Annotated in this window: 20 protein-coding genes and 1 pseudogene; 15 read left to right on the plus strand and 6 right to left on the minus strand. The window is 66.9% G+C overall.

The genetic code is table 11. The annotated features are described in order from the left end of the window. From BM372_RS20840 to holA, 4 genes and pseudogenes are all read left to right on the plus strand, one after another. Window positions 1–219: pseudogene (locus BM372_RS20840) on the plus strand (hypothetical protein); the annotation flags it as partial. A 1,063-nt stretch (window positions 220–1,282) separates the two neighbouring features. Further along, window positions 1,283–1,930 carry a helix-hairpin-helix domain-containing protein gene (locus tag BM372_RS07375; RefSeq protein ID WP_090953655.1) on the plus strand — a complete coding sequence of 216 codons (648 nt, stop codon included), beginning with the start codon at window positions 1,283–1,285 and terminating at the stop codon, window positions 1,928–1,930. A gap of 613 nt (window positions 1,931–2,543) precedes the next feature. Continuing rightward, complete coding sequence (locus BM372_RS07380) at window positions 2,544–4,031, plus strand: ComEC/Rec2 family competence protein (RefSeq protein ID WP_256214099.1); 1,488 nt, start codon at window positions 2,544–2,546, stop codon at window positions 4,029–4,031. Next, complete coding sequence (holA, locus tag BM372_RS07385; RefSeq protein WP_090953658.1) at window positions 3,950–4,966, plus strand: DNA polymerase III subunit delta; 1,017 nt, start codon at window positions 3,950–3,952, stop codon at window positions 4,964–4,966. Before BM372_RS07380 ends, holA begins: the two co-directional genes overlap by 82 nt. Window positions 4,967–5,151: 185 nt before the next feature. Here the strand turns inward: holA and rpsT are convergent, their stop codons facing one another. Further along, a complete protein-coding gene (gene rpsT, locus BM372_RS07390) occupies window positions 5,152–5,412 on the minus strand; it encodes a 30S ribosomal protein S20 (protein ID WP_090953660.1) in 261 nt (86 codons plus the stop codon). 199 nt (window positions 5,413–5,611) lie between these two features. After that, complete coding sequence (locus BM372_RS07395) at window positions 5,612–6,295, minus strand: type II toxin-antitoxin system PemK/MazF family toxin (RefSeq protein WP_090953662.1); 684 nt, start codon at window positions 6,293–6,295, stop codon at window positions 5,612–5,614. 270 nt (window positions 6,296–6,565) lie between these two features. Between BM372_RS07395 and lepA the strand changes: the two genes are divergently transcribed. Further along, window positions 6,566–8,419 carry a translation elongation factor 4 gene (lepA, locus tag BM372_RS07400; protein ID WP_090953665.1) on the plus strand — a complete coding sequence of 618 codons (1,854 nt, stop codon included), beginning with the start codon at window positions 6,566–6,568 and terminating at the stop codon, window positions 8,417–8,419. Between the two features lie 45 nt (window positions 8,420–8,464). Continuing rightward, the gene (gene hemW, locus BM372_RS07405; RefSeq protein WP_090953667.1) at window positions 8,465–9,694 is read left to right on the plus strand and encodes a radical SAM family heme chaperone HemW; all 1,230 of its coding nucleotides are present in this window, start codon (window positions 8,465–8,467) and stop codon (window positions 9,692–9,694) included. A gap of 111 nt (window positions 9,695–9,805) precedes the next feature. Here the strand turns inward: hemW and BM372_RS07410 are convergent, their stop codons facing one another. Both BM372_RS07410 and BM372_RS07415 read right to left on the minus strand, forming a co-directional pair. Beyond that, window positions 9,806–10,225: a DUF4870 domain-containing protein gene (locus tag BM372_RS07410; RefSeq protein WP_090953669.1), complete on the minus strand. Its 420-nt coding sequence runs from the start codon at window positions 10,223–10,225 to the stop codon at window positions 9,806–9,808. A gap of 224 nt (window positions 10,226–10,449) precedes the next feature. Further along, on the minus strand, window positions 10,450–11,301 hold the full coding sequence (locus BM372_RS07415; RefSeq protein ID WP_090953671.1) for a DUF3097 domain-containing protein: 852 nt from the start codon (window positions 11,299–11,301) through the stop codon (window positions 10,450–10,452). A gap of 334 nt (window positions 11,302–11,635) precedes the next feature. On the opposite strand from BM372_RS07415, the gene hrcA reads away from it, so the two are divergent. The 3 genes from hrcA to BM372_RS07430 all read left to right on the plus strand — a co-directional run bounded on the left by hrcA (window position 11,636) and on the right by BM372_RS07430 (window position 14,645). Then, the gene (hrcA, locus tag BM372_RS07420; RefSeq protein ID WP_090953675.1) at window positions 11,636–12,649 is read left to right on the plus strand and encodes a heat-inducible transcriptional repressor HrcA; all 1,014 of its coding nucleotides are present in this window, start codon (window positions 11,636–11,638) and stop codon (window positions 12,647–12,649) included. Between the two features lie 77 nt (window positions 12,650–12,726). Further along, window positions 12,727–13,860, plus strand: a complete 1,134-nt coding sequence (gene dnaJ, locus BM372_RS07425; protein WP_090953677.1) for a molecular chaperone DnaJ — start codon at window positions 12,727–12,729, stop codon at window positions 13,858–13,860. Between the two features lie 2 nt (window positions 13,861–13,862). Next, window positions 13,863–14,645: a 16S rRNA (uracil(1498)-N(3))-methyltransferase gene (locus BM372_RS07430; RefSeq protein ID WP_090953679.1), complete on the plus strand. Its 783-nt coding sequence runs from the start codon at window positions 13,863–13,865 to the stop codon at window positions 14,643–14,645. Window positions 14,646–14,741: 96 nt separating this feature from the next. On the opposite strand, the gene BM372_RS07435 is transcribed toward BM372_RS07430, so the two are convergent. Further along, on the minus strand, window positions 14,742–15,629 hold the full coding sequence (locus BM372_RS07435; protein WP_090953681.1) for a GerMN domain-containing protein: 888 nt from the start codon (window positions 15,627–15,629) through the stop codon (window positions 14,742–14,744). A gap of 557 nt (window positions 15,630–16,186) precedes the next feature. Between BM372_RS07435 and BM372_RS07440 the strand changes: the two genes are divergently transcribed. The 5 genes from BM372_RS07440 to BM372_RS07460 all read left to right on the plus strand — a co-directional run bounded on the left by BM372_RS07440 (window position 16,187) and on the right by BM372_RS07460 (window position 21,733). Continuing rightward, window positions 16,187–17,275 carry a PhoH family protein gene (locus BM372_RS07440; RefSeq protein WP_090953683.1) on the plus strand — a complete coding sequence of 363 codons (1,089 nt, stop codon included), beginning with the start codon at window positions 16,187–16,189 and terminating at the stop codon, window positions 17,273–17,275. Beyond that, on the plus strand, window positions 17,272–17,745 hold the full coding sequence (gene ybeY / locus BM372_RS07445) for an rRNA maturation RNase YbeY (RefSeq protein ID WP_090953685.1): 474 nt from the start codon (window positions 17,272–17,274) through the stop codon (window positions 17,743–17,745). Before BM372_RS07440 ends, ybeY begins: the two co-directional genes overlap by 4 nt. After that, entirely contained in the window at window positions 17,742–19,073 is a 1,332-nt protein-coding gene (locus BM372_RS07450) for a hemolysin family protein (protein WP_090953687.1), read from the plus strand. The genes ybeY and BM372_RS07450 overlap by 4 nt, the downstream gene beginning before the upstream one ends. Next, on the plus strand, window positions 19,057–20,016 hold the full coding sequence (era, locus tag BM372_RS07455; RefSeq protein ID WP_090953689.1) for a GTPase Era: 960 nt from the start codon (window positions 19,057–19,059) through the stop codon (window positions 20,014–20,016). The genes BM372_RS07450 and era overlap by 17 nt, the downstream gene beginning before the upstream one ends. A gap of 157 nt (window positions 20,017–20,173) precedes the next feature. Further along, window positions 20,174–21,733 (plus strand): LCP family protein, encoded by a 1,560-nt coding sequence (locus BM372_RS07460; protein ID WP_090953691.1) that lies wholly within the window; start codon window positions 20,174–20,176, stop codon window positions 21,731–21,733. Between the two features lie 111 nt (window positions 21,734–21,844). Here BM372_RS07460 and BM372_RS07465 read toward each other — a convergent pair whose 3' ends face one another. After that, window positions 21,845–23,797 (minus strand): M13 family metallopeptidase, encoded by a 1,953-nt coding sequence (locus tag BM372_RS07465; RefSeq protein WP_090953693.1) that lies wholly within the window; start codon window positions 23,795–23,797, stop codon window positions 21,845–21,847. A 252-nt stretch (window positions 23,798–24,049) separates the two neighbouring features. On the opposite strand from BM372_RS07465, the gene leuA reads away from it, so the two are divergent. Further along, window positions 24,050–25,789, plus strand: coding sequence for a 2-isopropylmalate synthase (gene leuA / locus BM372_RS07470; protein WP_090953695.1), 1,740 nt, complete (start codon window positions 24,050–24,052; stop codon window positions 25,787–25,789). The last annotated feature ends 169 nt before the right edge of the window (window positions 25,790–25,958 follow it).

Raw genomic sequence — 25,958 nt, forward strand, 5'->3', positions numbered from 1 at the left:
GGCGCCAGCTGCGTGGGGTCGGTGGAAGGCTGGGTCGGGTCGGGGACCGGCTCTGTTGGTGCTGGGGCCTGCTGGACGGGCTGGGTGGGCTCGGCCGGTTGTGTTGGCGCCGGGGCCGGCTGGACGGGCAGGGCCGGTTGGGTGGGCTGGGCCGGCGGTGTTGGCGCGGGCGCCGACTGTGTGGGCTGGGCCGGCGGTGTTGGCGCGGGGGCTGACTGAGTGGGCTGGGCCGGCGGTGTTGGCGCGGGGGCTGACTGTGTGGGCTGGGCCGGCGGTGTTGGCGCGGGCGCCGACTGCGTGGGCTGGGCCGGCGGTGTTGGCGCGGGCGCTGACTGCGTGGGCTGGGCCGGGGGTGTCGTCGCGTGGGGCGGCCGATCGGGACTGATGGTGTAGTCAGGCTGGGCGCCCGAACCGTTGACCCAAACGGATGCCGTTACGGTGCGAGCGTCGCCAGGCTCCAGCCACCAGAGCACCTGGACGTTGCAATGGTAGAGAATCGCGACGTTTGCAACGGCGCCCCCAGGCGGAACCGAGTGGATAGAAGCCGCGGCTGTTTTGGTGGTCCAGATGAAATTCTGGTCGGCGGTCATTCCGGAGGTTCCGTTAACCGTCACGTGCGCTATGCCGTAAAGGCCATGCTGCGGGCAGAAACCGCTGTCAAGCGAAAAGTTGACGACCTGGGTTGACGTAGCCAGCGTCGCGTCAGCAAAGGCGGGCGGGGTCAGCAGCACTGCACCCCCAAGGGTCACCACTGTCGCCGACCCCAACAACCACTTCATCGCACACCAGCTTTCGTCGCCTGGCGGACGCCTCCAGGCGATCAGGATTGCCCCCAGCCGGCAAACGTTATCTCGGTTCAGGATGCAGACGTTACCACCGGGCCCTAGGGCGCACCAGCGTAGGGAATACTTGCCCGATGCCTCGAAAATACGCGGATTACGCAGGTATTTCCACATACGCCCGCTCTTGGATAGCGGCGGAATTGAGGGTTTCCTAGAGTCGCTTCATGTCACGCCGTAACCTGGGATCTGAAGCTGCCACGGGAGTCCGGGGTGCCCGGCAGCGCTTGGCGGCAACGCTGGAAGGTGCTGAGGCTCAATCAGGGGGTTCCGCTGGTGCGGGTTCGGCGGCCGGACGGGCCCGGGGACTGCTGCAGGACGGGGTGGGTTTTCCAGCTGCCGATCTTCGCAGTGCGGTCGCTCCAGCACACCGGGACCTACCGTCGGGGAACCGGAGGGCGGGACGGTCGCGGTTGTCGGCGCGGCTGCGGGCGAGGACAGGCGTGCAGGCTGCGGCGTTGCTGGGCGTCCTCGCGGCGGTACTGGGCGGGTGCTTTTGGTGGCAGGCCGGCACTGGTGGTTCCGACGTCGTCCCGCTCAGCGAGCCTCCCCCCGCCGTCGAAGGGGCACCTGCCCAAGCAGCTGCGACGGCCCTCGCCACCGCGGGAGATGACTCCACCACAGTCCCGGGAACCATCACGGTGCATGTTGCCGGTGCCGTGGCCAAACCGGGAGTGGTCCAGCTGCCAGCAGGGAGCCGGGTTCACGAAGCCATTGCCGCGGTCGGCGGCGGCACGGAGACAGCGGACGAGGACAGGCTCAACCTTGCCGCCGTGCTGGAGGATGGCCAGAAGGTTCAAGTGCCGGTCCGCGGTGAACCGGATACGGCCGCCCAGCCTGACGCTGGAAGCGAACCGCCGCTGGATTCCGGCGCGGCCGGCGCGAGACCGGCCGGCGGCGACAAGGTCAATCTCAACACCGCAGGCGTCGAGGAACTGGGCACCCTGCCGCGCGTCGGACCAGTCCTGGCGCAACGGGTTGTGGACTGGCGCCGGCAGCACGGGCGGTTCAAGAACGTGCAGGAGCTCGATGCGGTTGACGGCATCGGTCCAAAGTTGCTGGAGGCCCTACTGCCGTTGGTGGAAGTCTGAAATGGCAGGTGTCCGGGGTCCTGCTACGGACGGGCGGAGCCGCTGGCAGCCATTTGTTGATGCGGCGGTTGGTTTCCCGTCAGAAGATGAGCGGGGCGGTCCACAGGCTGCCGGTGGGGTTCGTGGAGCCGGTACAGCAGTAACAGAGGACCTCGCGCCACGGCCGTTTGGTGCCAGGGTGCGCCGTGGAGAGCAGTTCGCGGCTGACGCCGCCGGACGCTTGGGCAGGCGCCTGCTGGCAGGGCCCGTCCGGGGCACGGCCGTGCGCAGGCGTCGGGCGGACCGGCGGCGGCGGACCGATCTTCGCTTGGTGTTGCCGGCCCTCCTTGTGTGGGGGACCGCCGTTGCCGGTAGCTGGTTGCCTCCGGATGGCCTCGCTGGCCTCTGTGTTGGTGTGGCCGTCGCGGCTGGAATACTGCTCTTCTTGGCAGGACGCCCCACGTTAGGTCGGGGGAGTACCGGCGAGGGGAAGGTTGCACAGCGCACCGGTCCCACTCCGGGAAATCAACGCAGCCTCTACGCAACTTTGGCCGTGGCGCTGCTGCTCTCCCTCGTGGCGGGCGCGCACGCAGCGGTCGAGGCGTCTAGGCGGGACGGGGCAATTGCTGAGGCAGTGACCACCCGCGCTGCCGTCATTGCGGAGCTGGAGGTTGCTGGGGCTCCGCGGCGGCTTGGGAATCCCGGAGCCAGCGGACCGGGGGACCGCTGGGCGATCCCGGCGACCTTAAAGATGGTGGTCTTCGACGGTCGTACGGTGGTCGGTGACACACGATTCGTGGTGATGGGCGGAAGGGCATGGGAGCACGCTGTCCCGGGCCAGCGAATGCGCACCACCGGCAAGCTTCGGCCCGCAGCGCCGGGCGAGCCCGAGGCCGGCGTCCTGGCGGCCTCGTCTCGGCCGACAGTGCTGCGCGACGCCGGACCATGGCAGCAACGTCCGATTGAGCTGCGCCGTAGGTTCGCGTCTGCCGCAGCCCGATTCGGCGGCGACGCCGCCGGGCTGCTGCCCGGCATGGTCACCGGCGACACGAGTGCGCTGAAGCCGGAATTGGACGTCGCTATGAAGACGGCAGGGATGACACATCTGACGGCCGTCAGCGGCGCGAACTGCAGCCTGGTTCTGGGAGCACTGCTGCTCACGGCGCGCACGCTGCGCCTTGCGCGCGCGGCAGCCGCCGTGGCCAGTCTTGCCGGGCTCGGGCTGTTCGTCCTCATGGTCGGGCCGGATCCGAGCGTGCTGCGGGCCGCGCTCATGGGCGGCATCGGCTTGGCCTCGGTCGCCTTTGGCCGGGCAGGGCGCGGCCTCAGCTTGCTGTGCGTTGCCATCATCGGCCTGTTGCTGGCCCAGCCGGTCCTGGCCACCAGCTTCGGATTCCTGCTCTCGGTGCTGGCCACGCTGGGTATCGTCGTCGCCGGACGCCCCATCATGGACTGGATGCCCTCAGCGGTTCCGCGCTGGGTGGCAGCCGGCGTTGCCGTACCTCTGTCCGCCCAGCTCTTTTGCGCTCCGGCGATAGTGTTGCTGCAGCCCCAGTTCAGTACCTATGCCTTGCCCGCCAACGTCGTTGCTGCCGCCTTCGTGGCGCCGGTGACATTGCTGGGGACGGCGGCCGCGGCTCTCCTGGCGGTATTTCCCGCCGCAGCCGATCTCCTGATGTCCGCTGCGGCACCTTTTGCAGCCGCGGTGGCCGGGGTCTCGCGATTCTCCGCGTCCCTCCCCGGCGCCGCCCTGCCGTGGCCGGAAGGAGGCTTCGGAGCAGCCACCGCGGGCCTCTTTTCGGCGATTGTGCTGGCCGGGGTGTGGGTGCTCCTCCATCCGGCCGCGGCAGTTCAGGCGGCCCTGGCGGCCCATTCGCGGACCGTTGCCATCCTCGAACATTGGGGGAAGCTGGCTGGGCAGGCGGTCCCGTTGCCTGCCGCCCGGTCGGGAGCGCGGCAGGTGGCCCGGCGCGGCTTGGAGCACCGGTTCGGGCATGGGACGCTTAGAGTCCGCAAACCAACTTCCGGGAGGAATCACGAGTGGCTGCTGCCCAGACCCAACGGCTCAGGACCTCGGCGACGAACAGCGCCACCTGGCGTGACGTGGCACCTGCCGCCGTAGTCCTTGTTGGTGGACCGGAGGACTACTTGGGCGCGCGTGCCATGGACCGTGTCCGTGGCCTGGTCCGTGAGGCAGCACCCGACGTCGAGGTGACCCGGCTTAATGCGGGCAGCTACGCTGCGGGCTCGCTGGCCATGAACGTCAGCCCCTCACTCTTCGGGGAACAGAAGCTCATTGAAGTCGATGGCCTCGAGGCGATGAACGATGCCTTCCTCGCAGACGCCCTGAGGTACCTGGCGGAACCGGAGCCGGACGCCGTCCTGGTGCTCCGCCACGGCGGAGGAGTCCGCGGCAAGAAGCTGCTGGACGCCATCAAGGCCGGCGGCTGGCCCGTGGTTGACTGCCAACCGCTCAAGAAAGACGCCGAGAAGATCGCGTTCGTCACGGCCGAGTTCAAGGCCGCCGGACGGCGCATCGAACCCCAGGCCGTGCACGCCCTTGTCAATGCCGTCGGCGCGCAGCTCGCGGAACTCGCGGCCGCGTGCAGCCAGTTAATCGCGGACGCGACTACGGCCGTCGATTCTGCGATGGTGGACAAATACTACGGTGGCAGGGTCGAGGCCACGGCTTTCAAGGTCGCGGACGCCGCCATGGCCGGCAACGGCCCACTCGCCCTCTCGACCCTTCGCCACGCGCTGGCGACGGGTGCGGACCCGGTGCCGATCGTGGCTGCCTTGGCATCAAAGCTGCGTTCCCTGGCGAAGGTGGCCGGCGCGCAAGGATCCTCGTCGCAGATTGCCAAGCAGCTTGGGATGCAACCTTGGCTCGTCGAACAGGCCCAGCGCGAAGTGCGCCGCTGGACGCCTGAAGGGCTGGTCCGCTCCATCCGGGTAACCGCCGAGGCCGACGCGCAGGTCAAGGGTCTGTCCCGAGATCCCGTCTACGCCGTTGAGCATGCCGTCACGGTGATTGCGACCTCGGTCCGGGGTTCCTGACCCACTAGTACCTCAGCAGGGCCCTCCGGCAGCGGCCTGCCGCAGACCCGCCGGAACCAAGGCGCGGCCCTTGGCCGGTGTGCCCGGACGGCAGGCCCGGTGTATCCAGCCGGCGGCTTAACCGAATGTGGCCGGCACCCACGGGGTGCCGGCCACGATCATCAGTTCAGATGAACTGGAAAACCTTAGAGTGCGTTGACCTTCTTGGAGATCGCGGACTTGCGGTTTGCAGCGTTGTTCTTGTGAAGAACGCCCTTGCTGACAGCCTTGTCCAGCTTACGGCTGGCAGCAACCAGAGCAGCAGATGCAGCATCCTTGTCAGTGGACTCAACGGCGGTGTTGACGGCGCGGATGGCAGTCTTTAGCTCGGACTTGACTGCGTTGTTGCGCAGGCGAGCCTTTTCGTTGGTCAGGATGCGCTTCTTCTGGGACTTGATATTAGCCACGTGTGAACTCTCTTTTTCAATGCGGAAAATGGTCTAGAGGGCTTTCAGATTGGCCATTGACTGAGCGGCGTGGGGATACCTATGGCGACCAACCATCTGTGGCCGTCGACCTGCACGGACACACAGCTGTAAATAATAGCAGAGATGCCGCTGCAGGAACGAGTCCGGCGGCGATTCGCCCCTGCCCGTGCCTGACGGGTCAGCTCCAGCCGTGGCGCTCCCGCAGGGCTGACGCTACGGTGCTGAAGCGCCCTGCGTCCAAAATCGCTCCTTCGCGCCGGACGTCCTTCGGATCGATCTGCAGAATCCGGTCCAGCTTTGCTTCGCTGGGCCGCCACTGGCGGTCCCACGGGCCCGTGCCGATGTCCACGTAGTCGTCGCCCTGGCGGGTGTCGCCGTCGTGGTCCTTGCTTGTGAGCATCAGGCCCAGCAGGTGCCGGCCGCTGGTGCCGACCAACAGCACCGGACGGTCCTTGCCCTGGGAGTAGTCTTCTTCATAGGGCACCCAGGTCCACACGATTTCGCCGGGCTCGGGCAGGCCGTTCGGCGCGGGGGCGTAACGGACGGACGCAGTTCCCCGGAAGTCGCCTGGATACGGCCCGCTCGGTCCGCCGCCCGCGGCGCCGGCATAGGCGCCGGTCTGTGCGCCGGCCCGTGGCAGTCCCGGCCGTGCCTGACCCGATTGTGACAGGCCCGGCCGTGATTGGCCCGGCCGCTTGCCGGCCGACTTTGTCCCCGGCTTCCTAGTTGACCTTGCGGCCGGCTTCTGGGCCGGCGTAGCAGCCGGTCCGTCGAAGGTCCCCGGTGCAGAGCCGCCGAGTCTGTCCAGCAGACGCAGGGCGCCGCGGACCGCGTTGCCAATGGAGCGAAAATTCAGAGCCATGGGGACACATTACCGGGAGCCGGCCGCGGACCCCGTAGCCCTTCTCTGGTTCCTTGTAACGGCCTCGTCGCGGCTATCCGGACTCACGGGCCCTTGCGCGGCACCTCGGAGGGGGCGTGGGCGTGCCCAGTGGATCCCGAACAAAATGCACTTGCTTGGGCCCGAACGTGGGAGACTATGAGTTCAAAGATGCGGCGTGCCGCGGGATGGCCCAGCGCCAGCCGGACACCAGCGTCGAAAGCCAAAGAACGCCAAGAGTAAGGACCCTGCGTGTCTCCCATGGCCCGCACCGCCCCGGTGCCCGCCGCAACAGATCCGGCCATCATCCGGAACTTTTGCATTATTGCGCACATTGACCACGGCAAGTCGACACTGGCCGACCGGATGCTCCAGTACACCGGCGTCGTCCAGTCCCGTGACATGAAGGCCCAGTATCTGGACCGCATGGACATTGAGCGCGAACGCGGCATCACCATCAAGTCCCAGGCTGTCCGCATGCCCTGGGAGCTCGACGGCACCAGCTACGCGCTGAACATGATCGACACCCCGGGCCACGTGGACTTCACTTACGAGGTCTCCCGTTCGCTTGCGGCCTGCGAAGGCGCCGTGCTGCTCGTGGACGCGGCCCAGGGCATCGAGGCCCAGACCCTGGCCAACCTCTACCTGGCGATGGAAAACAACCTCACGATCATTCCGGTCCTAAACAAGATCGACCTCCCGGCCGCGCAGCCCGAGAAGTATGCGGCGGAACTCGCCAGCCTCATCGGCGGCGACCCCGAGGACGTGCTTCGGGTCTCCGGTAAGACCGGCGCCGGCGTCGAGGACCTGCTGGACAAGATCGTCCGGGACCTTCCCGCCCCGGTCGGCGATCCGGACGCCCCCGCGCGCGCCATGATTTTCGACTCGGTCTACGACACTTACCGCGGCGTCGTGACCTACGTCCGCGTGGTGGACGGCATGCTGCACCCTCGCGAACGCATCCAGATGATGTCCACCCGCGCCACGCACGAACTGCTCGAGATTGGTGTCAGCTCTCCGGAGCCAACCCCCTCCAAGGGCCTTGGTGTCGGCGAAGTGGGCTACCTCATCACCGGAGTGAAGGACGTCCGGCAGTCGAAGGTGGGCGACACGGTCACCAACCTGGCTAAGCCGGCCAACGCTTCCCTCCCCGGCTATGCCGATGCCAAGCCGATGGTCTTCTCCGGCCTTTACCCGCTCGACGGCACGGATTACCCGGTGCTCCGCGATGCGCTGGAGAAGCTGATGCTCAACGACGCCGCCCTCGTCTACGAGCCGGAGACCTCCGCAGCCCTGGGGTTCGGATTCCGCGTCGGCTTCCTCGGGCTCTTGCACCTGGAAATCACCCGTGAGCGCCTTGAACGCGAGTACAAGCTGGACCTGATCTCCACGGCCCCCAACGTGGAGTACGAGGTGACCCTGGAGGACAAGAAGGTTGTCCACGTCACCAATCCCAGCGAATACCCTACCGGCAAGGTCGCCGAGGTCCGCGAGCCGATGGTGTCCGCCACCATTCTGGCCCCGAACGAGTTTGTCGGCGCCATCATGGAACTGTGCCAGAGCAGGCGCGGCGTCATGGGCGGCATGGACTACCTCTCTGAGGACCGGGTGGAAATCCGGTACCGCCTGCCGCTGGCCGAGATCGTCTTCGATTTCTTCGACATCCTCAAGTCCAAGACCCGCGGCTACGGCTCGCTGGACTGGAAGGCCGACGGCGAGCAGGTCGCCGACCTCGTCAAGGTTGACATCATGCTCCAGGGCGAGCAGGTGGACGCCTTCTCCGCCATCACCCACCGTGACAAGGCCTACGCCTACGGTGTGATGATGACCGGCAAACTGCGCGAGCTCATTCCGCGGCAGCAGTTCGAGGTGCCCATCCAGGCCGCCATCGGCTCGAGGATCATTGCCCGCGAAAGCATCCGCGCCATCCGCAAGGACGTCCTCGCCAAGTGCTACGGCGGTGACATCACCCGAAAGCGCAAACTGCTGGAAAAGCAGAAGGAAGGCAAGAAGCGCATGAAGATGGTGGGCCGGGTCGAGGTGCCGCAGGAAGCCTTCATCGCCGCGCTCACCACTGACGAGTCCAAGGACAAGGCCAAGAAGTAGCGGTGCTGGTAATGACTGTTGCTGCAGTAACGGCGGGCCGGGCCCGTGCCTAGCGTTCTTCCCCTGGGCGACCCGGCGCCGCCGGACGGGCTCCTGCCCGCCGCGGCGGCCGAAGGCGCGGAGCAGCGGGCTTTCGGGCTGTACGTGCATATCCCGTTCTGTGCTGTGCGCTGCGGCTACTGCGATTTCAACACCTACACCGCCACGGAACTCGGTGGCGGGGCTTCCCAGGATGCCTACGCCAGCACGGCGATCGCGGAAGTGGAGTTCGCCGCCGGCGCCATGTTGGCCTCCGGCCTGCCGACCCGCCCGCTCAGCACGGTCTTTTTCGGCGGCGGCACGCCCACGTTGCTCCCGGCAGAGGACCTGGCCCGTATTCTGACGGCGTCGATCCGGGCCTGGGGGCTGCAGCCCGGTGCCGAGGTGACCACCGAGGCCAATCCCGATTCCGTGACTCCCGAATCCCTGCAATTGCTGGCCGACGCCGGGTTTACCCGGGTCTCGTTCGGCATGCAGTCGGCAGTGCCGCACGTCCTGAAGGTCCTGGACCGCACGCATACGCCCAGCAGGGTGCCCGAAGCGGTACGGTGGGCTCGGGATGCGGGGTTGGCAGTCAGCCTCGACCTCATTTACGGCACGCCGGGTGAGTCGCTGGAGGACTGGCGCTATTCGCTCGAGACCGCGCTGTCCTACGGCCCGGACCACATCAGCGCCTACGCGCTGATTGTTGAGGACGGCACCAAGCTTGCGGCACAGATCCGACGCGGTGAAGTGCCGGAAATCGACGACGACGACCACGCCGCCAAGTACGAACTCGCCGACGAACTGATTTCGGCCGCCGGGCTCGGGTGGTACGAGGTCAGCAACTGGTCCCGTACTCCCGAACAGGCCTGCCGGCACAATCTGGCTTACTGGCGGGGTGACGACTGGTGGGGCATCGGGCCGGGCGCCCACTCGCATGTGGGCGGCGTGCGTTGGTGGAATGTCAAACACCCCACTGCCTACGCCAACCGCCTCGGCTCCGGGGCCTCGCCGGCTGCCGGCCGCGAAACGCTGGACACCGAAACCCGCAACGTGGAGCGCATCATGCTCGAGGCCCGCCTGAACTCTGGGCTGGACATCCCGAGCCTGGGGGACACCGGCAGGCACGCCGTCGCGGGTCTGATCGCCGACGGACTGGTGGACCCGGTAGCCGCGTTCAAGCACCGTCTGGTCCTCACGCTCAAGGGCCGGCTGCTGGCCGACGCCGTGGTCCGCAGGATCCTGCCGGACTAAGCCGGACAGGCCTTCCTCCTGGGCATCCTGACAGTCAAAAAGCCGGCCGCCACCCTGACGGGCAGCGGCCGGCTCTAACGTTTAAAACCCGAATGTGACAGGCCTGGCAGGCTATTTGATCCAGCGCAGGTTGAACTCGTAGCGGTGCGGCTGGCCACGGTTCACGTGGATGCCTGCCGCCACCGAGAAGCAGGTCACGGCGATCCAAATCACCGTGGCGAGCACCGCAAAGAGGTTGCCCACCACGGGGATAAACACCAGCAGGTTGGCGAGCACGGCCGCGACGGTCGGCGGCAACGTGAAGTTGAGTGCTTCCTTGGATTCCTGCGCCGTGAACGGGCCGCGGTCCTTGAAGATCAGGTAGATCAGCAGCGAGGGCACGCAGCCCAGGATGCCGCCGAAGTGCGCGAGCGTGGCCCACTGCCGGTCCTCGCTGGCCGTCAGTGGCAGCGCATTCGCGGGCACGCCATGGTACGGAGGCTGGCCGTTGCCTGCCTGGTTGTCCGTGTGTTCGCGTGCGTTATCTGCCACGGTGTTGCCCTTCAGATTGCGGGGATGCGGTGCTGCTTGGGTTGTGCCTTCACGAGCGGGTCCACGCTGGGAGCGCGGCCGCCGTATAAAGAATACTTGCTTGGGCGCGTCTGTGGACATCCGCAGCGGCCCCATTGGACTAGGGCACAGTGTTGACTAGGGCACAGCATCGGCTAGGGCACAGTGTTGGCTAGGGCACGGTGTTGACTACGGCACGGTGTTGACTACGGCACAGTGAGGAAGTCAATGACTTCTTCGACGCGGCCGAGCAGGGACGCCTCCAGATCGGCGTAGCTGCGGACGGCGCCCAGGAGTTTCTGCCAGCCGAGGCCAATGTCCTCCTTCGTGGCGTGAGGCCACCCGAAGGCGGTCAGGATGCCGGTCTTCCAGTCGACGCCGCGGGGGACCACCGGCCAGCGCTCAATCCCAAGGACCGCCGGGCGGATGGCCTGCCACACGTCCACGTAGGGGTGGCCCACAATCAGGACGTTGCCTGCTGCGCCTGGCGAGGCCATGACGGCCTCGGCTATCCGCGACTCCTTGGAATTGGGCACGAGGTGGTCAACGAGCACGCCAAGACGGCGCCCGGGACCTGGCCGGAACTCGGCCACGGCGCCTGCGAGGTCGTCAATGCCGTGCAGGGGCTCGACGACGATGCCCTCCACCCGGAGGTCGTCACCCCAGACCTTCTCCACGAGTTCGGCGTCGTGCTTGCCTTCCACCCAGATCCGGCTGGCCTTGGCCACTTGGGCGCGCTGTCCGGCCACCCGCACTGAGCCCGACGCCGTGCGGCCGGCACCAGCGGCAGGCACCGCCTGCTTCGGGGCCGGCGGCATCAGCCGGATGGGCTGTCCCTCCAACAGGAAACCGAAACCGAGGCGGAAGGACCGCGACTTGCCCCGCCGGTCCTCCAGCGCCACCACGTGCATGCCACCGGACTTCTCCACACGGGTCACGGCGCCCACCCAGCCGGACTGGACCTCCTCAAGGACCATCCCGCGTTCCACCGGCACCTCAGGCAACTGCGTTTTGGCGGGGGCGGACAGGTCCTGTGGTCCCCAGTTCTGATACGACATCTCTACACGCTTACTTTGCACTCGGAATGTACGGCGGTCAGTGGAACACTCCGGGCCGGAACTGAAACACAGGTGCGGCAACGGCAGCGGCTGCAACGGTCCCCGCGCCGGTCTCTGCACTTGTCTTAGTGCCGGAACAATGGGCCGAAGCGGCCCCTGGGCCACGCCTGGAGCGAATCCAATGCTAACAACCCGGCGACTCATATTAGACTGGTTAGCACTTAGGCATGTCGAGTGCTAACCCCTGTCCGGTAACGGACCGCCCTGGCCACGCCGGCGGACGCGAACGCGAGGGTGCGGCAGCGGCTGCGGGAAAGTCGATTGGAGGTGGAGCGTGAGCGAACCGCGCAAACTCGAAGTGCTGCGCGCCATCGTGGAGGACTACGTCCATTCCCGCGAGCCCGTTGGGTCCAAGGCGCTCGTGGAACGGCACCATCTTGGCGTCTCCAGTGCCACGATCCGCAACGATATGGCGGCCCTGGAGGACGAGGGCCTCATCACGGCACCGCATACGAGTGCCGGCCGGATCCCCACGGACAAGGGCTACCGGCTCTTCGTTGACCAGATCTCGGCCGTCAAGCCGTTGTCTCCGGCCGAGCGCCGGGCCATCCAGGCGCTGCTGGAGGGTTCTGAGGACCTCGACGACGTCCTGGACCGGACCGTGCGGCTCCTCGCCCAGCTGACCAACCAGGTCGCCGTCGTGCAGTATCCGCTGCTGAGCCGCGCCAAGGTGCGGCACATAGAGTTCGTGCTCCTGGCGCCCCGGAAGGTGCTGGCGGTCCTGATTGCGGATACCGGCAAGGTGGAGCAGCGCGTGATCGACGTCGGGCAGGACGTTCCCGAGGACGCGGTGGCGGAACTGCGTACCCGTTTCCTGGCCGGCCTGTCCGGAACCCCGTTGAGCCTGATGCCGCAGCTGCTGCCCGCCGTCGTGGCCGGTGGCCCGCCGGCGCACCGCGGAGCAGCCCAGGCCCTGGCCCGGGGCCTCGAGGCCCTGGCCACGAGCAGCCGGGAAGAGCGCATGGTCATGGCCGGCACCGCCAACCTGGCCCGCTCCAATCTGGACTTCCCGCTCAGCATCGGCCCCGTGCTGGAGGCGCTCGAGGAACAGGTCGTCATGCTCCGTTTGCTGAGCGAGATGGCGGCCGATCCGCGCGGCGTCACGGTCAGCATCGGCCGCGAAAATCCCTACGACGGTCTTGCCGAGGCGTCGGTGGTGGCCACGGCCTACGGGCCTGACGCCACGGCGAAGGTCGGCGTTCTGGGACCCACCCGGATGGACTATCCCACCACCATGGCCGCCGTGCGCGCGGTGGCCCGTTATCTTTCGAGGATCCTGGGTCCCTGACGGACTCGGGACAAGACGCGACTTCTTGCCAACAGGCAGCGCCCCACCGGCAGTATGAAAAGGAAGAGATACACACTTTGAGCACCCACTATGACGTTCTTGGAGTCTCCCGCGACGCTTCCGGGGAGGAGATCAAGAAGGCGTACCGGAAACTTGCCCGCACCCTGCACCCGGACGTAAACCCGGGGGAGGACGCCGCGGACCGCTTCAAGGCCGTCACGCACGCCTACGAGGTCCTCTCCGATCCGCAGAAGCGCCGCGTCTATGACACCACCGGCAATGAGAACGGCACCGATAACGGCTTCGGCGGCGGCAGCTACTCCGGCCAGGGTTTCGCTTTCCAGGACATCTTCGAGACCTTCTTCGGCGCCGGCGGCGGCGGCCAGGGCGGTCCGGCGTCCCGGGTCCGCCGCGGCCAGGACGCGCTCATCAGCGTGCGGATCGACCTGCGTGACGCCGTGTTCGGGGTCAACAAGAAGCTCGAGGTGGACACCGCCGTCGTGTGCCCCACCTGTGAGGGTTCCTGCTGCCGCGAGGGCAGCCACCCGGTCCGTTGCGACATCTGCGGCGGCAGTGGCCAGGTCCAGCGCGCCGTGCGGTCCATCCTGGGCCAGGTCATGACGTCCGCCCCCTGCGGATCCTGCGAGGGTTTCGGCACCGTCATCAAGGATCCTTGCAACGAATGCAACGGCCAGGGCCGCATCCGCAGCCGCCGCTCCCTGACCGTCAAGGTCCCCGCCGGCGTCGCCACCGGCACCCGCATCCAGCTGTCCGGCCAGGGCGAAGCAGGACCCGCGGGCGGTCCCTCCGGCGATCTGTACGTCGAGATCCGGGTAAACAACGACCCGACATTTGTTCGCGAGGGCGATGACCTGCACGCAACCCTCAACATCCCCATGACGTCGGCGGCCTTGGGCACCGAACTGAGCCTCGAGACCTTTGACGGGCAGCAGGAGATCGACGTCAAGCCCGGCACCCAGCCGGGCGAAATCATCACCCTGCGCGGCCTGGGCGTCACCCACCTGCGCGGTTACGGCCGCGGCGATCTGTTGGTCCACCTGCAGGTGGAAACGCCGGAGAAGCTCGACGCCGCCCAGGAAGACTTGCTCCGTCAGCTGGCCAAACTGCGGGGCGAACACAACCATCCTGGAAAGCTGGCGGCAGGCGGCGGCGTCTTCGCCAAACTGCGTGAACGGCTCGGTAGCCTGTAGCGGTGAGTAACCCGGTCTTCTTTACCGCCCCAGGCACCCTGGACCAGCAGGTCCCCGGCTCGGTCTTTGTCCTCGATGGGGCAGAGGCCCGCCACGCCGTCACCGTCAAGCGGCTCGCCGTCGGGGAGGCGGTGGACATCGCCGACGGCGCCGGCAAGCGCCTGACCGGCACCGTCGCCGCCGTCGCGCCCGGTGAGCTGACCGTCGAATGCCTGGAACTCATCGAAGAGCCGCGGCCGGGGATCGGGTTGGTGCTCGTCCAGGCCCTCGCCAAGGGTGACCGTGACGAACTCGCGGCCGAAACGGCCACCGAGCTCGGCATTGACGCCGTTATTCCCTGGCAGGCCGAGCGATCCATTGTGCGGTGGAAGGCCGAGCGGGCCGCGAAGGCCCACGCCAAATGGCAGGCCGTGGTGACAGCTGCCGCGAAGCAGGCACGCCGGGCGTGGATTCCGGAGGTCCGGGCCGCCGTTGACGGCGCGGGGCTGCAGGCGGCCGTTGCGGCCGCCGACCTCGCCGTCATCCTCCACGAAGATGCTGTCCGGCCCCTGCGCCAAGTCCTCGAGACCTGGCTGGACAGTGTGCCCGGCAGTACGCAAGGCGACAGCGGAGCCGCAGAGATTCTGCTGATCGTGGGGCCGGAAGGCGGAATCAGCCCGCGCGAGGTGACCCGGCTGTGCGACGCAGGAGCGGTCACTGCCCTGCTGGGGCACCACGTGCTGCGCTCGTCCACCGCGGGCCCAGCCGCCACCGTGCTGGCCAGCGACATCCTCGGGCGCTGGTGAGCTGAGACCGGCCGCTGCAAATGAGCCGCCGTTACCGGACGCCGTTACGTGGGCAGCGCCACCGTGCCGGCACCGCTGCGGGGGCCTTAATTCGGCTCAGTTAACGGTGAAGCCGCGGGTGTCGACGTATAGTTCCTTGTTGCTGTCGGTCTGGTCCAACTGGGACACCCGGACCTCATAGCGGCCCGGGCCGAGGTTGACGGACAGCGCGAACAGCCCGTACTTCGCGGCGTCGGCCGAGGCCGTGGCGCTGCCGGTGAGGTAGGCGGTCTTGGCGTTATCCGCATCAACTTTGAGCACCTCCCAGCGAAGTTTCGCGCCCGGAACGGTGCTCCGGCCGCTAATCTTCACCGAGCCGTCAGCCACGGACGTTCCTTCCTGCGGATCAACGATCCACACAGGGGCCACCATTCCGGCGCTGCGCGACGTCGGCGCGCCCAGGCGGACATGGTCGAAGGCGACATAGTCCGTATGCCCGTCGACCAGCACCACCACTTGGACCTGCTGGCCGGAGTCGATCAGGCCCGTGCTGGCGGCGGCCGCCGTCGCGGTATAGACGAGCTGCTGGATGGCGCGCTCGGCCATGGCCGCGTCCAGGTTGCTGTTGAAGGCGTCATTCGAGACATCCACCGTGATCACGTTTTTGCCCGAAATGGACGTCGCCAGCTTCTTCGGGTTTTGCCAGGGCGTGAAGAAGTCCGGGTCAAGCGGCTTCTGGGACATCATCACGCGCAAGGCGAGCGTGACCGGGTTGTCCTGCTCCGGAACGTCACGGAACTCGCGGTAGAGGAAAACGTTGTCGTTGCTCCGACCGATCCAGTACACCGGGGCCTTGTTAGCGGCCTGTGCCGTTTCCAGCGGCGCGCTGGTGGTGGGAGCGCCGGACGCCGGCGCCGGAATGAGCTCGGACGGGCTGCTCGAGTTCGTAATGCCGTCCTGCTGTGTCGCCACGCAGCCGGAGAGGACCAGCGTGGCCGGCAACATGAGCACCAGGACGGCGCGCCGGAGCCGCCGCGCTGCTGACTGTTGAACCTCACGCTGCCTGATGATGCTGTCCCTTCGTGTACTGCGCCGCGCCTGGCGGCTATGTATTGCTGGCGGCCGTCCTTGACCGCCATTGGCAGCCCGTCCTTCACCGACCGGGAGGCCCGGCCGGCGACCTTGGGGCACCCGAATTCCAGCATTGCACACCCATGCGGCGCCGCATCCGGGATTGGCGGCGGCCTCCGGAACTGCAACGGGAACGATATGAGGCCGATGCAAAGTTGATACATTGTGTCGGCAATTTCCCGACCGGCGGCGGACACACCTGCGGCCGGCGGTGCCCCGCTCATGCAAAGCGCAGGGACGACAGGTCACGGACGGTCCCGGAGAACAGCGGCTCCCGGCGTTGGCTGCGATCTCCCGGGCGGGCCGGGCTGGCGTAAGATGGAAGGACCCGGTGACCCCGGCCGCGGACGGTGCAAACCGCCGTCGGTAAGGGACCCCGGCGACAGACCGTATTCATACTGGAGGGGACCAGAGGCCCGCGGGCCAACACCATGACTGAAGCAGCGAACGGCAAGGCCCGGTTCAGCGCCGGAGAGCGCACCGCAGGGGAATTCCCCCACTCCCTACCAGGGCTGCGGACGGAGGTGGTCTTGTTCGACGACTCAGAGCAGATGGTTCAGTCTTTGGGCAGCCATGACGAAGCCCTCCGGTTCATCGAAGACCAGTTCCCTTCCGTCGATTTCCATGTCCGCGGGAACGAGCTCGCGATCAGCGGCCCGGTGGCCGATGTGCCGCGCATCATGCGCCTGCTCAACGAGGTCCGCGGGCTGGTGGCCCGGGGGACCGTCATCACTCCGGCCGTCCTGCAGCAGCTCGTGTCCCTGCTCCGCAGCCAGTCGCTGCAGAACCCCGTGGAAGTGCTGACCACCAACATCCTCTCCACCCGGGGGAAGACCATCCGGCCCAAGACGCTGAACCAGAAGAACTATGTGGACGCGATCGACGCCAACACCGTGATCTTCGGGATCGGGCCGGCCGGTACCGGCAAGACCTACCTGGCAATGGCCAAAGCCGTTCAGGCCCTGCAGCAAAAGGAAGTCAGCCGCATCATCCTGACCCGTCCTGCCGTCGAGGCGGGGGAGCGGCTCGGCTTCCTGCCCGGCACCCTGAGTGACAAGATCGACCCCTACCTGCGGCCCCTGTATGACGCCCTGCACGACATGATGGACCCCGAGTCCATTCCTCGGCTCATGGCCGCCGGCACCATCGAGGTGGCACCGCTGGCCTACATGCGCGGCCGGACGCTCAACGATGCGTTCATCATCCTCGATGAGGCCCAGAACACCACGCCGGAACAAATGAAGATGTTCCTGACCCGTCTTGGGTTCGGCTCCAAGATGGTGGTCACCGGTGACATCACCCAGGTGGACCTTCCCTTCGGCACCCGCTCCGGGCTGAGGATCGTCGAGGAAATCCTGCAGGGCATCGAGGACGTCAACTTCTCGGTACTGGACTCCTCCGACGTCGTCCGGCACCGCCTGGTGGGGGACATCGTCAATGCCTACAGCATTTGGGACGAAGTGCAGAGAAGCCGGGTCAAGCACTCCGTTGCCCGGGAAGGCCGGGGAGAACGCGCATGAGCATTGAGGTCAACAACGAATCCGGTGTGGCGGTTGACGAGTCCGAGCTCGTGGCGCTGTCGCGTTTCATCTTCGAACAGCTCTACATCCACCCGCAGGCGGAACTGTCCATCCTGCTGGTGGATGAGCCGGCCATGGAAAAGCTCCACATCGAGCTGATGGACGAGCCCGGGTCCACCGATGTGCTCTCCGTGCCCATGGATGAACTGACCCCGGGCACCCCGGACAAGCCCACTCCGCAGGGCATGCTCGGCGATATCGCCATCTGCCCCCAGGTGGCAGAGGTCCAGGCCCGCAACGCAGGCCACTCCACCCAGGACGAAATGCTGCTGCTCACCACGCACGGCATCTTGCACCTGCTCGGTTATGACCACGCCGAGCCGGAAGAGAAGGAAGAGATGTTCGGGCTGCAGCGCGAACTGCTCTCGGCGTTCACCGGCAAAGCGGCCCCGTCAGAGACGATTCAGTGACCCCACTGATTCTCGCCGGCATGGCGCTGGTGTTTCTTAGCTTTGCCGCAGTATTGACCGCTGCCGAATCGGCCTTCAACTTCCTGCCCCGGCACGACGCCGAACAGGCGCTCCTGCACAGCCGGGGCACGTCGCTCAAACGCATCCTGGCGCAACCCGGGGCGCACATGCGCGCGCTCCGGTTCTGGCGGGTCTGGTTTGAGATGGCCGCCGCCGTCGCCGTCACCGTCCTCCTGCACAGCATGCTGGACAACGTCTGGCTCGCCGGCCTGGCCGCCACAGGCATCATGGCGGTGGTCGGGTTCGTGATCGTCGGAGTGTCCCCGCGGCAGCTCGGCCGGGTGCATTCCGCCGCCCTGGTCCGGTTCAGCGCCCCGCTCGTCCGGTCCCTCTACGCCGTGCTTGGGCCGATCCCGGGCTGGCTGGTTCGGCTGGGCAGCGCCGTCGCCCCCGGAGCGCCGGCCGATAACGAGGCCTTCTTCAGCGAGGAAGAATTCCGCGAACTCGTGGACCGCGCCACGGAGTCCGATGTGATCGAGGACAACGAGGCCGAGCTGATCCAGTCGGTCTTCGATTTCGGTGACACCCTGGTTCGCTCCGTCATGGTGCCGCGGACCGACATCCTCACCATCGACTCGGGATCCAGCCTGCGGCGCGCGATGTCGCTGTTCCTGCGCTCCGGGTACTCACGGATCCCGATCATCGGCGAAAACACGGACCAGATCCTGGGCATTATCTACCTCAAGGACGTCGCCGCCGTGCTCCATAACCTGGGCCCGGACCAGGAGCCCCCGGCCGTGGACGAACTCGCCCGCGAGGTCCGTTACGTGCCGGACTCCAAGCCTGTCAGTGACCTGCTGCGCGAACTGCAGAAGGAATCCACGCACGTTGCGATCGTCATCGACGAGTACGGCGGAACGGCCGGGCTGGTCACGCTGGAGGACCTCATCGAAGAGATCGTCGGCGAAATCGTGGACGAATACGATACTGAAAGCGCCGAGGCCGTGGCGCTTGGCGACGGAAGCTACCGCGTCAGCGCCCGCATGAGCATCGACGACCTCGGCGAGCTCTTCGACCTCGAGCTCGACGACGACGAAGTGGACACGGTGGGCGGCCTCCTGGCCAAGGCCCTCGGGCGGGTGCCGATCGTCGGCAGCACCGTCCAGGTCCACGGCTTGTCGCTGCGCGCCGACCGGCTGGAGGGCCGCCGGAACCGCGTCAGCCACATCATTGCGGCTGCCGTTGCAAAAGAAGAAACTGACCTTGAAGACCTTCTCGACGAGGCCGCACCAATCCAACAGGGAGTCCTACGTGAGCAAGCAGAATAAGTCCGACGGCGAAGCAGCCAACGGCGGCTACCGCGCCGGTTTCTCGGTGCTTGTCGGACGGCCCAACGCGGGCAAGTCCACCCTCACCAACGCGCTGGTCGGCCAAAAAGTTGCCATCACCTCGGCCAAGCCGCAGACCACGCGCCACACCATCCGGGGGATCGTGCACCGGGACGACGCCCAGCTGATCCTCGTGGACACCCCTGGCCTGCACCGGCCGCGCACCCTTCTGGGGAAGCGGCTGAACGAACTCGTGGCGGACACCCTCGCCGAGGTCGACGCGATCGGGTTTTGCCTCCCCGCCAACGAGAAGATCGGCCCGGGCGACAAGTTCATCGCCGCCCAGCTCGCCGCCGTCGGCAACAAGCCGATCGTCGCCATCGTGACCAAAGCCGACACCGTGGATCGCCAGGCCCTCACGGAGCAGCTGCTCGCGGTCGCCGCCCTGGGCCGAGAGGTCCTCGGCGAGGACGGCTGGAAGGATATCGTCCCGGTCTCCGCCACTGACGGCTTCCAGGTTGAAACGGTGGCCGACGTCCTGATCAGCCACATGCCCTCGTCCCCGCCGCTGTATCCGGACGGCCACCTGACGGACGAACCGGAGGCCGTGATGATCGCCGAGCTGATCCGGGAAGCCGCCCTCGAAGGCGTCCGCGACGAGTTGCCGCACTCCCTGGCGGTCGTCGTCGACGAGATCGTCCCGCGTGAGGGGCGGCCCGACGACCGGCCGTTCCTCGACGTCCGCGTGAATCTGTACGTGGAACGCCCGTCCCAGAAGGCCATCATCATCGGCAAGGGCGGCGCCCGGCTCCGCGAGGTCGGGACCAACGCACGCAAGGGCATTGAGGCGTTGCTTGGCGCCCGAATCTACCTCGACCTGCACGTCAAGGTGGCCAAGGACTGGCAGCGGGATCCGAAGCAGCTCGTCAAACTCGGCTTCTGAGCCGGCCCTTTCCGCGGGCCTTTTCTCTGGCCCAGTTCCGGGCATTTTGACGGGCTTCCGAAGCTCCAGCCGCTCCCGAGCGGCGCACCGTCGGCGTTTTCACAGAATTGGCCACTAAAATGACGAGACTGCCCGATCGTGAAGGAAGGCTCAACAAGTGGCTCGACCCCGTGACAACCGCGCTGGCGGAACCGCCCCGCCGGCGCGGTCACATGCCGCTGCCCGGCATGCGGATAGCGCCGCTGTCGGCGCGGCCCGCCACCTCGGAGCCGCCCGGCGGACCCCCACCTGGCTGAAAATCGGGACGGGCGTCATCGCCGTACTCCTGGTGGGCGTGATCGCTTTCGGCGCCTACTGGGCAATCCGGCTCCAAAGCAACCTCACCAAGGCCCCGCTCAGCGCCGGCAGCACCAAGACCGATACAGGCGTGAACGACTCGTCGGACCGCATGCAGATCCTGATTCTGGGTTCGGACACGCGCGACGGAAAGAATTCGCAATACGGCACCAGCGATGATTCAACCGGCTACGGCCACTCGGACGTGATGATGCTGATGGATATCTCCGCGGACAACAAACGCGTGAACGTCGTCAGCTTCCCGCGCGACCTCCTGGTCGACCTCCCTCAGTGCACGGATCCGAAGACCAACAAGGTCTACCCGGCCCAGACCGGCGTCATGATCAACTCGGCGATGTCCGAGGCCGGCATCGGCTGCGCCGTGGACACCGTCAACAAGCTCACAGGCCTGGAGATCGACCACTTCATGATGGCCGACTTCAACGCCGTCAAGGAGCTCTCCAACGCCGTCGGCGGCGTGGACGTGTGCATCAGCGACGCCGTGTACGACCCCGACTCGAAGCTGCGCCTGCCCAAGGGCACCTCCAGCGTCCAGGGCGAGCAGGCACTGGCGTTCGTTCGCACACGGCACGCCTTCGGTGACGGTGGCGACCTCGGCCGGATCAAGGCCCAACAGGGTTTCCTGTCCTCCCTGACCCGGAAGATCAAGGACGACGGCACCCTCACCAACCCGGCCCGGATGCTCAGCATCGCGGATGCGATCACGAAGAACCTGACCATCGACGACGGACTGGCCTCCGTGCCGACGCTGCTGACCGTCGCCAACCGGCTGAAGAACATCGACGTCGGCAAGGTGGCCTTCGTGGCTACCCCGACCGTTCCGGCCGATGCGCATCCCAACCGGCTGCAGCTGGCCGAGCCCAAGTCGTCCCAGCTGTTCGCGGCGATGCGCAACGATGTGGACCTGACAGATCCGACGGCGAAGCCGGCCGCGACGGCCGCTGCCAGCGCCACGCCGGCGCCCGCCGCCACCCCGGCCTATGACAAGGCCCTGCAGCCGGTCGCCGTGGCCAACGGCTCCGGCGCGCCGGCCCGGACCCAGCAGATCATGCAGGCGCTCACGGCAAAGGGCTTCACCCAGGTAAGCAACCTGGCGGCCGACCCTGTCGCGACGACGGCTGTCTACTACGGTGCAGGTTACGCCGCGGTCGCGGCGGACGTGGCCGCCCAGCTTGGGGTGGCCGCCGACAGGGTGCTCCCCGCCACCGGGGTCGCCGGAGTCCAGGTCTACCTGGGCAGCGACTTCGCCAAGGGAGCGCCGACTGCCACTCCCACCCCGCAGCTGCCCGCGGACATTGTCAACCAGACAGCCGGCGACACCGTCTGCCAGCAGGCGAACCCGGCACTGATCACTGGCTGAGGCCGCGGCACCCAGCACGCTCTGGCGCCTACGGCGACGGACTGCCGCGAACGGCGAAGGGCCGGCCCGGGGAAACCCCGTGGCCGGCCCTTCAGCTTTCACAGACGCAGGTCACCAGATGCTGACGCGCTCCTGCGGCGGCATCCACATGCCGTCCTGCTCGGTAACGCCGAACGCTTCGTGGAAGGCGTCCAGGTTCTTGGCGATCGCATTCGTACGGAATTCGTTGGGGGAGTGCGGGTCTGTCGCCAGGCGGCGGATGGCCTCCTCAGTCCGGATCACCTGGCGCCACCCGGCCGCCCAGGACGCGAAGAACCGCTGGAACCCCGTCATCCCGTCCAGCACCGGCGGTTCCTGGCCGTCGAGGCTGATCAGGTAGGCCTTGTAGCCAATGGTGAGGCCACCGAGGTCACCGATGTTCTCGCCCAGCGTGAGCTTGCCGTTGACGTTGTGGCCGGGCGCGGCCGTGGGGGAGAGGGCATCGAACTGCGCCACCAGCCTGGACGCCAGGGCCTCAAAGGCGGTCCGGTCGTCCTGGGTCCACCAGTTCCGGAGCAGGCCGCTGCCGTCGTACTGGGAACCCTGGTCATCGAAGCCGTGCCCGATTTCGTGGCCGATCACGGCGCCGATGCCGCCGTAGTTGACGGCGTCGTCGGCGTCAGCCGTGAAGAACGGAGGCTGTAGCATGGCGGCAGGGAACACGATCTCGTTGAGCAGCGGGTGGTAGTAGGCGTTGACCGTCTGCGGGGTCATCAGCCATTTTTCCCGGTCCACCGGCTTGCCGACCTCATCAAGGTGGCGGTCGACGTCGGCGCTGTGCGCGCGCTCCACGTTACCGAGAAGATCGTCCGGGTCCACCTCCACCGCGGAGTAGTCGATCCATTTGTCCGGGAAGCCGATCTTGGCGCGGAAGGAGTCCAGCTTCTTGAGCGCTTCAAGCTTGGTTTCCTCACCCATCCATTCCAGCCCCGTAATGGACTCCCGGTACGCCTCGATCAGGTTGGCCACGAGGGTCTGCATGCGGGCCTTGTGCCCGTCCGGGAAATGCCGGGCCACGTAGATCTGCCCGACGGCCTCGCCGAGGGCCGCCTCGACCACCGCGACGCCGCGCTTCCAGCGGTCCTTGATCCGCGGCGTCCCGCTGAGGGTGGTGCCGTAGAAGGCAAAGTTGGCGTCCACGAACTCGGACGACAGATAAGGGGCCGCCGCACTGACAACACGCATGGCCAGCCATTCCTGCCAAGTTGCCAGCGGTTCGGTGCTCAGCAAGGACGCCGCGCCCGAGAAGAAATCCGGGGTGCTCATCACGAGTTCGGTGCGCTTCTCCGGGGCGATGCCGGCGGCGTCGAACCAGTCGGATAGCAGCGGGAACAGTTCCGCGGCCTCCTCGGCCGACTTCAGGTTGTACGTCTTTTGCGGATCCCGCAGGGTCACGTTGTCCCAGTGATGCGACGCCAGTGCGGTTTCCAGCGCCACCACCCGGCCGGCCGCGCCCTCGGGATCAGCCACTTCCGCCAGGCCCAGCATGGTCCTGACGTGCTCACGGTAAGCCTGGACGATTGGCCCGAACTTCTCTTCCCGGTAGTACGACTCATCCGGCAGGCCGAGCCCGGACTGGCCGGTGTAAAGCAGGATCCGGTCCGGGTTACCGGCATCCGGGGCGGGGTAGATGTAGAAAAGCCCGCCCACATCGGCGCGGAACAGCCGTCCGGCCAGCGCCACGAGTTCGGCCACCGACGTCGTGGCGTACACCTCGGCCAGCCGCGCCCGGATCGGATCCGCGCCCTTCGCCTGCGCCGCGGCCTCGTCCATGAAGCTGTTATAAAGGTCCCCGATTTTCCGCTCGATGCCCGTGGCCTCCGCGCCGCGGGCGGCGGCCTGCTCGATGATCTCCTTCACGGCGAGCTCGGAAGCATCGCGCAGGGCCGTGAACGTGCCCTCCAGCGGCCGGTCGTCCGGAATGACCGTGCTTGTGAGCCAGCCGCCGTTCACATGCTGGTACAGGTCATCCTGCGGGCGGACGCTCGCGTCGATTGTGGACAGGTCGATCCCCGAAAGTGGCACGGACGCTCCTTTGAGAGGCAGGCCCGCCCCGGAGTTGGTCGCGGCGCCGGGTCTGCATAGTGGACGTTGCGGTGTCTGGCTCCTTCATCTTACGCACCCGTGTTACTGTGAAAAGGTGCGCGCAGAACTCCTTCTCCTTAGCTGCCGCGGCGAGGCCACAGACGCGATCTAGCGCAAGGCCCACCCTCGCTGCGGAGTTTGTGTTGCCCGGCCACCCTTTCACCAAGAATCAAAGAAAAGGCCCCGATAGTAATGCAAAACGCACAGAAGCCCTCAGGAATGCCGGTCCACCGTTACATCCCGTTCCAGGACCAGATCACCGTTGAACTGCCGGACCGGACCTGGCCTGACAAGGTCATCACCAAGGCGCCGCGCTGGTGCGCTGTTGACCTGCGCGACGGCAACCAGGCCCTGATTGATCCCATGAGCCCGGCTCGCAAACTGAAAATGTTCGACCTGCTGGTCCGGATGGGCTACAAGGAGATCGAGGTCGGCTTCCCCTCGGCATCGCAGACCGACTTCGACTTCGTCCGTCAGCTGATCGAGGGCAACCACATCCCCGACGACGTGACCATCCAGGTGCTGACCCAGGCCCGTGAACACCTGATCGAGCGGACCTACGAGTCCCTGGTCGGCGCGAAGCAGGCGATTGTTCATCTCTACAACTCCACGTCGGTGCTGCAGCGCCGCGTGGTCTTCAACCAGGACGAAGACGGCATCCTGGACATCGCCCTCCAGGGTGCCCGGCTGTGCAAGAAGTACGAAGAGACCCTCGTCGACACGCACGTCACCTACGAGTACTCGCCCGAGTCCTTCACCGGAACCGAGCTGGAATACGCGATCCGCGTGTGCAACGCCATCGCCGACGTCTTCGAGGCCTCGGCCGACCGGCAGGTCATCATCAACCTGCCCGCCACGGTCGAAATGGCCACCCCCAATGTCTACGCCGACTCCATCGAGTGGATGAGCCGGAACCTGCACCCCCGCGAGGGCATCATCCTGTCCCTGCACCCGCACAACGACCGCGGCACCGGCGTCGCCGCCGCCGAGCTGGGCTACCTGGCCGGCGCGGACCGGATTGAGGGCTGCCTGTTCGGCAACGGCGAGCGGACCGGCAACGTGGACCTGGTGACCCTGGGCCTGAACATGTTCGTCCAGGGCATCGACCCGATGATCGATTTTTCCGATATCGATGAAATCCGCCGCACCGTGGAATACTGCAACCAGCTCCCGGTCGCCGAGCGGGCACCCTACGGCGGAGACCTCGTCTTCACCGCGTTCTCCGGCTCGCACCAGGATGCCATCAAGAAGGGTCTGGAAGCCCTCGAAAAGGACGCCGCCGCCGAGGGCAAGGACGTCGCCGACTACACCTGGCAGGTTCCGTACCTGCCGGTTGACCCCAAGGACCTCGGCCGCAGCTACGAGGCGGTCATCCGGGTCAACTCGCAGTCCGGCAAGGGCGGCGTCGCCTACCTGCTCAAGAACGAGCACAGCCTGGACCTGCCGCGCCGCGCCCAGATCGAGTTCTCCGGCGTCATCCAGAAGCAGACCGACACGGTGGGCGGGGAAGTCAGCGGCCCGCAGTTGTGGCAGGTCTTCCAGGACGAATACCTGCCCTCCGGTTCCGCCGACACCCAGTGGGGACGCTACGCGCTCGGCTCGATCAGCACAGAGACCGACGAGGACGGCGACATGACCCTGACCGCCGCACTGAAGATCGACGGCACCCAGGTCCGCCGCACCGGAACCGGCAACGGCCCCATCGCTGCCCTGCTGAGCATCCTGCGCGAGGACGGCGTCGACGTCCGGGTCCTGGACTACAGCGAACACGCCCTCTCGGAGGGCGGCAGCGCCCTGGCCGCCGCCTACGTCGAATGCGCCGTGGGCGAGCGCGTGCTCTGGGGCGTGGGGATCGATGCTAACACCAGCACGTCCGCCCTCAAGGCCGTGATCTCGGCCGTGAACCGTGCCGTCCGGGACGCCCGCGCCTGATCCGTCCGCTGGCACTGCAGCCACGCAAGGCCGTGCAGTAAACCATGCAGTAAATCCTGCAGTAAACACTGCGCCGCCGGAACCAGCCGGCGGCGCAGTGTTTTAGCGCAGTGTTTTTGGCGCAGTGTTTTCGCTTCAGCCCTGTCTCGGCGCACGGCGTTGCCCATGC

It is taken from the genome of Arthrobacter sp. ov118, from assembly GCF_900116495.1.
Taxonomy (GTDB): Bacteria; Actinomycetota; Actinomycetes; order Actinomycetales; family Micrococcaceae; genus Arthrobacter.

Coding starts and splice junctions, on each gene's coding strand:
- BM372_RS07395 (WP_090953662.1), bottom strand. CDS start 6,295: ATGGCTCTGAATTTTCGCTCCATTGGCAACGCGGTCCGCGGCGCCCTG.
- leuA (WP_090953695.1), top strand. CDS start 24,050: ATGCAAAACGCACAGAAGCCCTCAGGAATGCCGGTCCACCGTTACATC.
- BM372_RS07440 (WP_090953683.1), top strand. CDS start 16,187: ATGACTGAAGCAGCGAACGGCAAGGCCCGGTTCAGCGCCGGAGAGCGC.
- BM372_RS07435 (WP_090953681.1), bottom strand. CDS start 15,629: ATGTTGCCGGCCACGCTGGTCCTCTCCGGCTGCGTGGCGACACAGCAG.
- ybeY (WP_090953685.1), top strand. CDS start 17,272: ATGAGCATTGAGGTCAACAACGAATCCGGTGTGGCGGTTGACGAGTCC.
- BM372_RS07415 (WP_090953671.1), bottom strand. CDS start 11,301: ATGTCGTATCAGAACTGGGGACCACAGGACCTGTCCGCCCCCGCCAAA.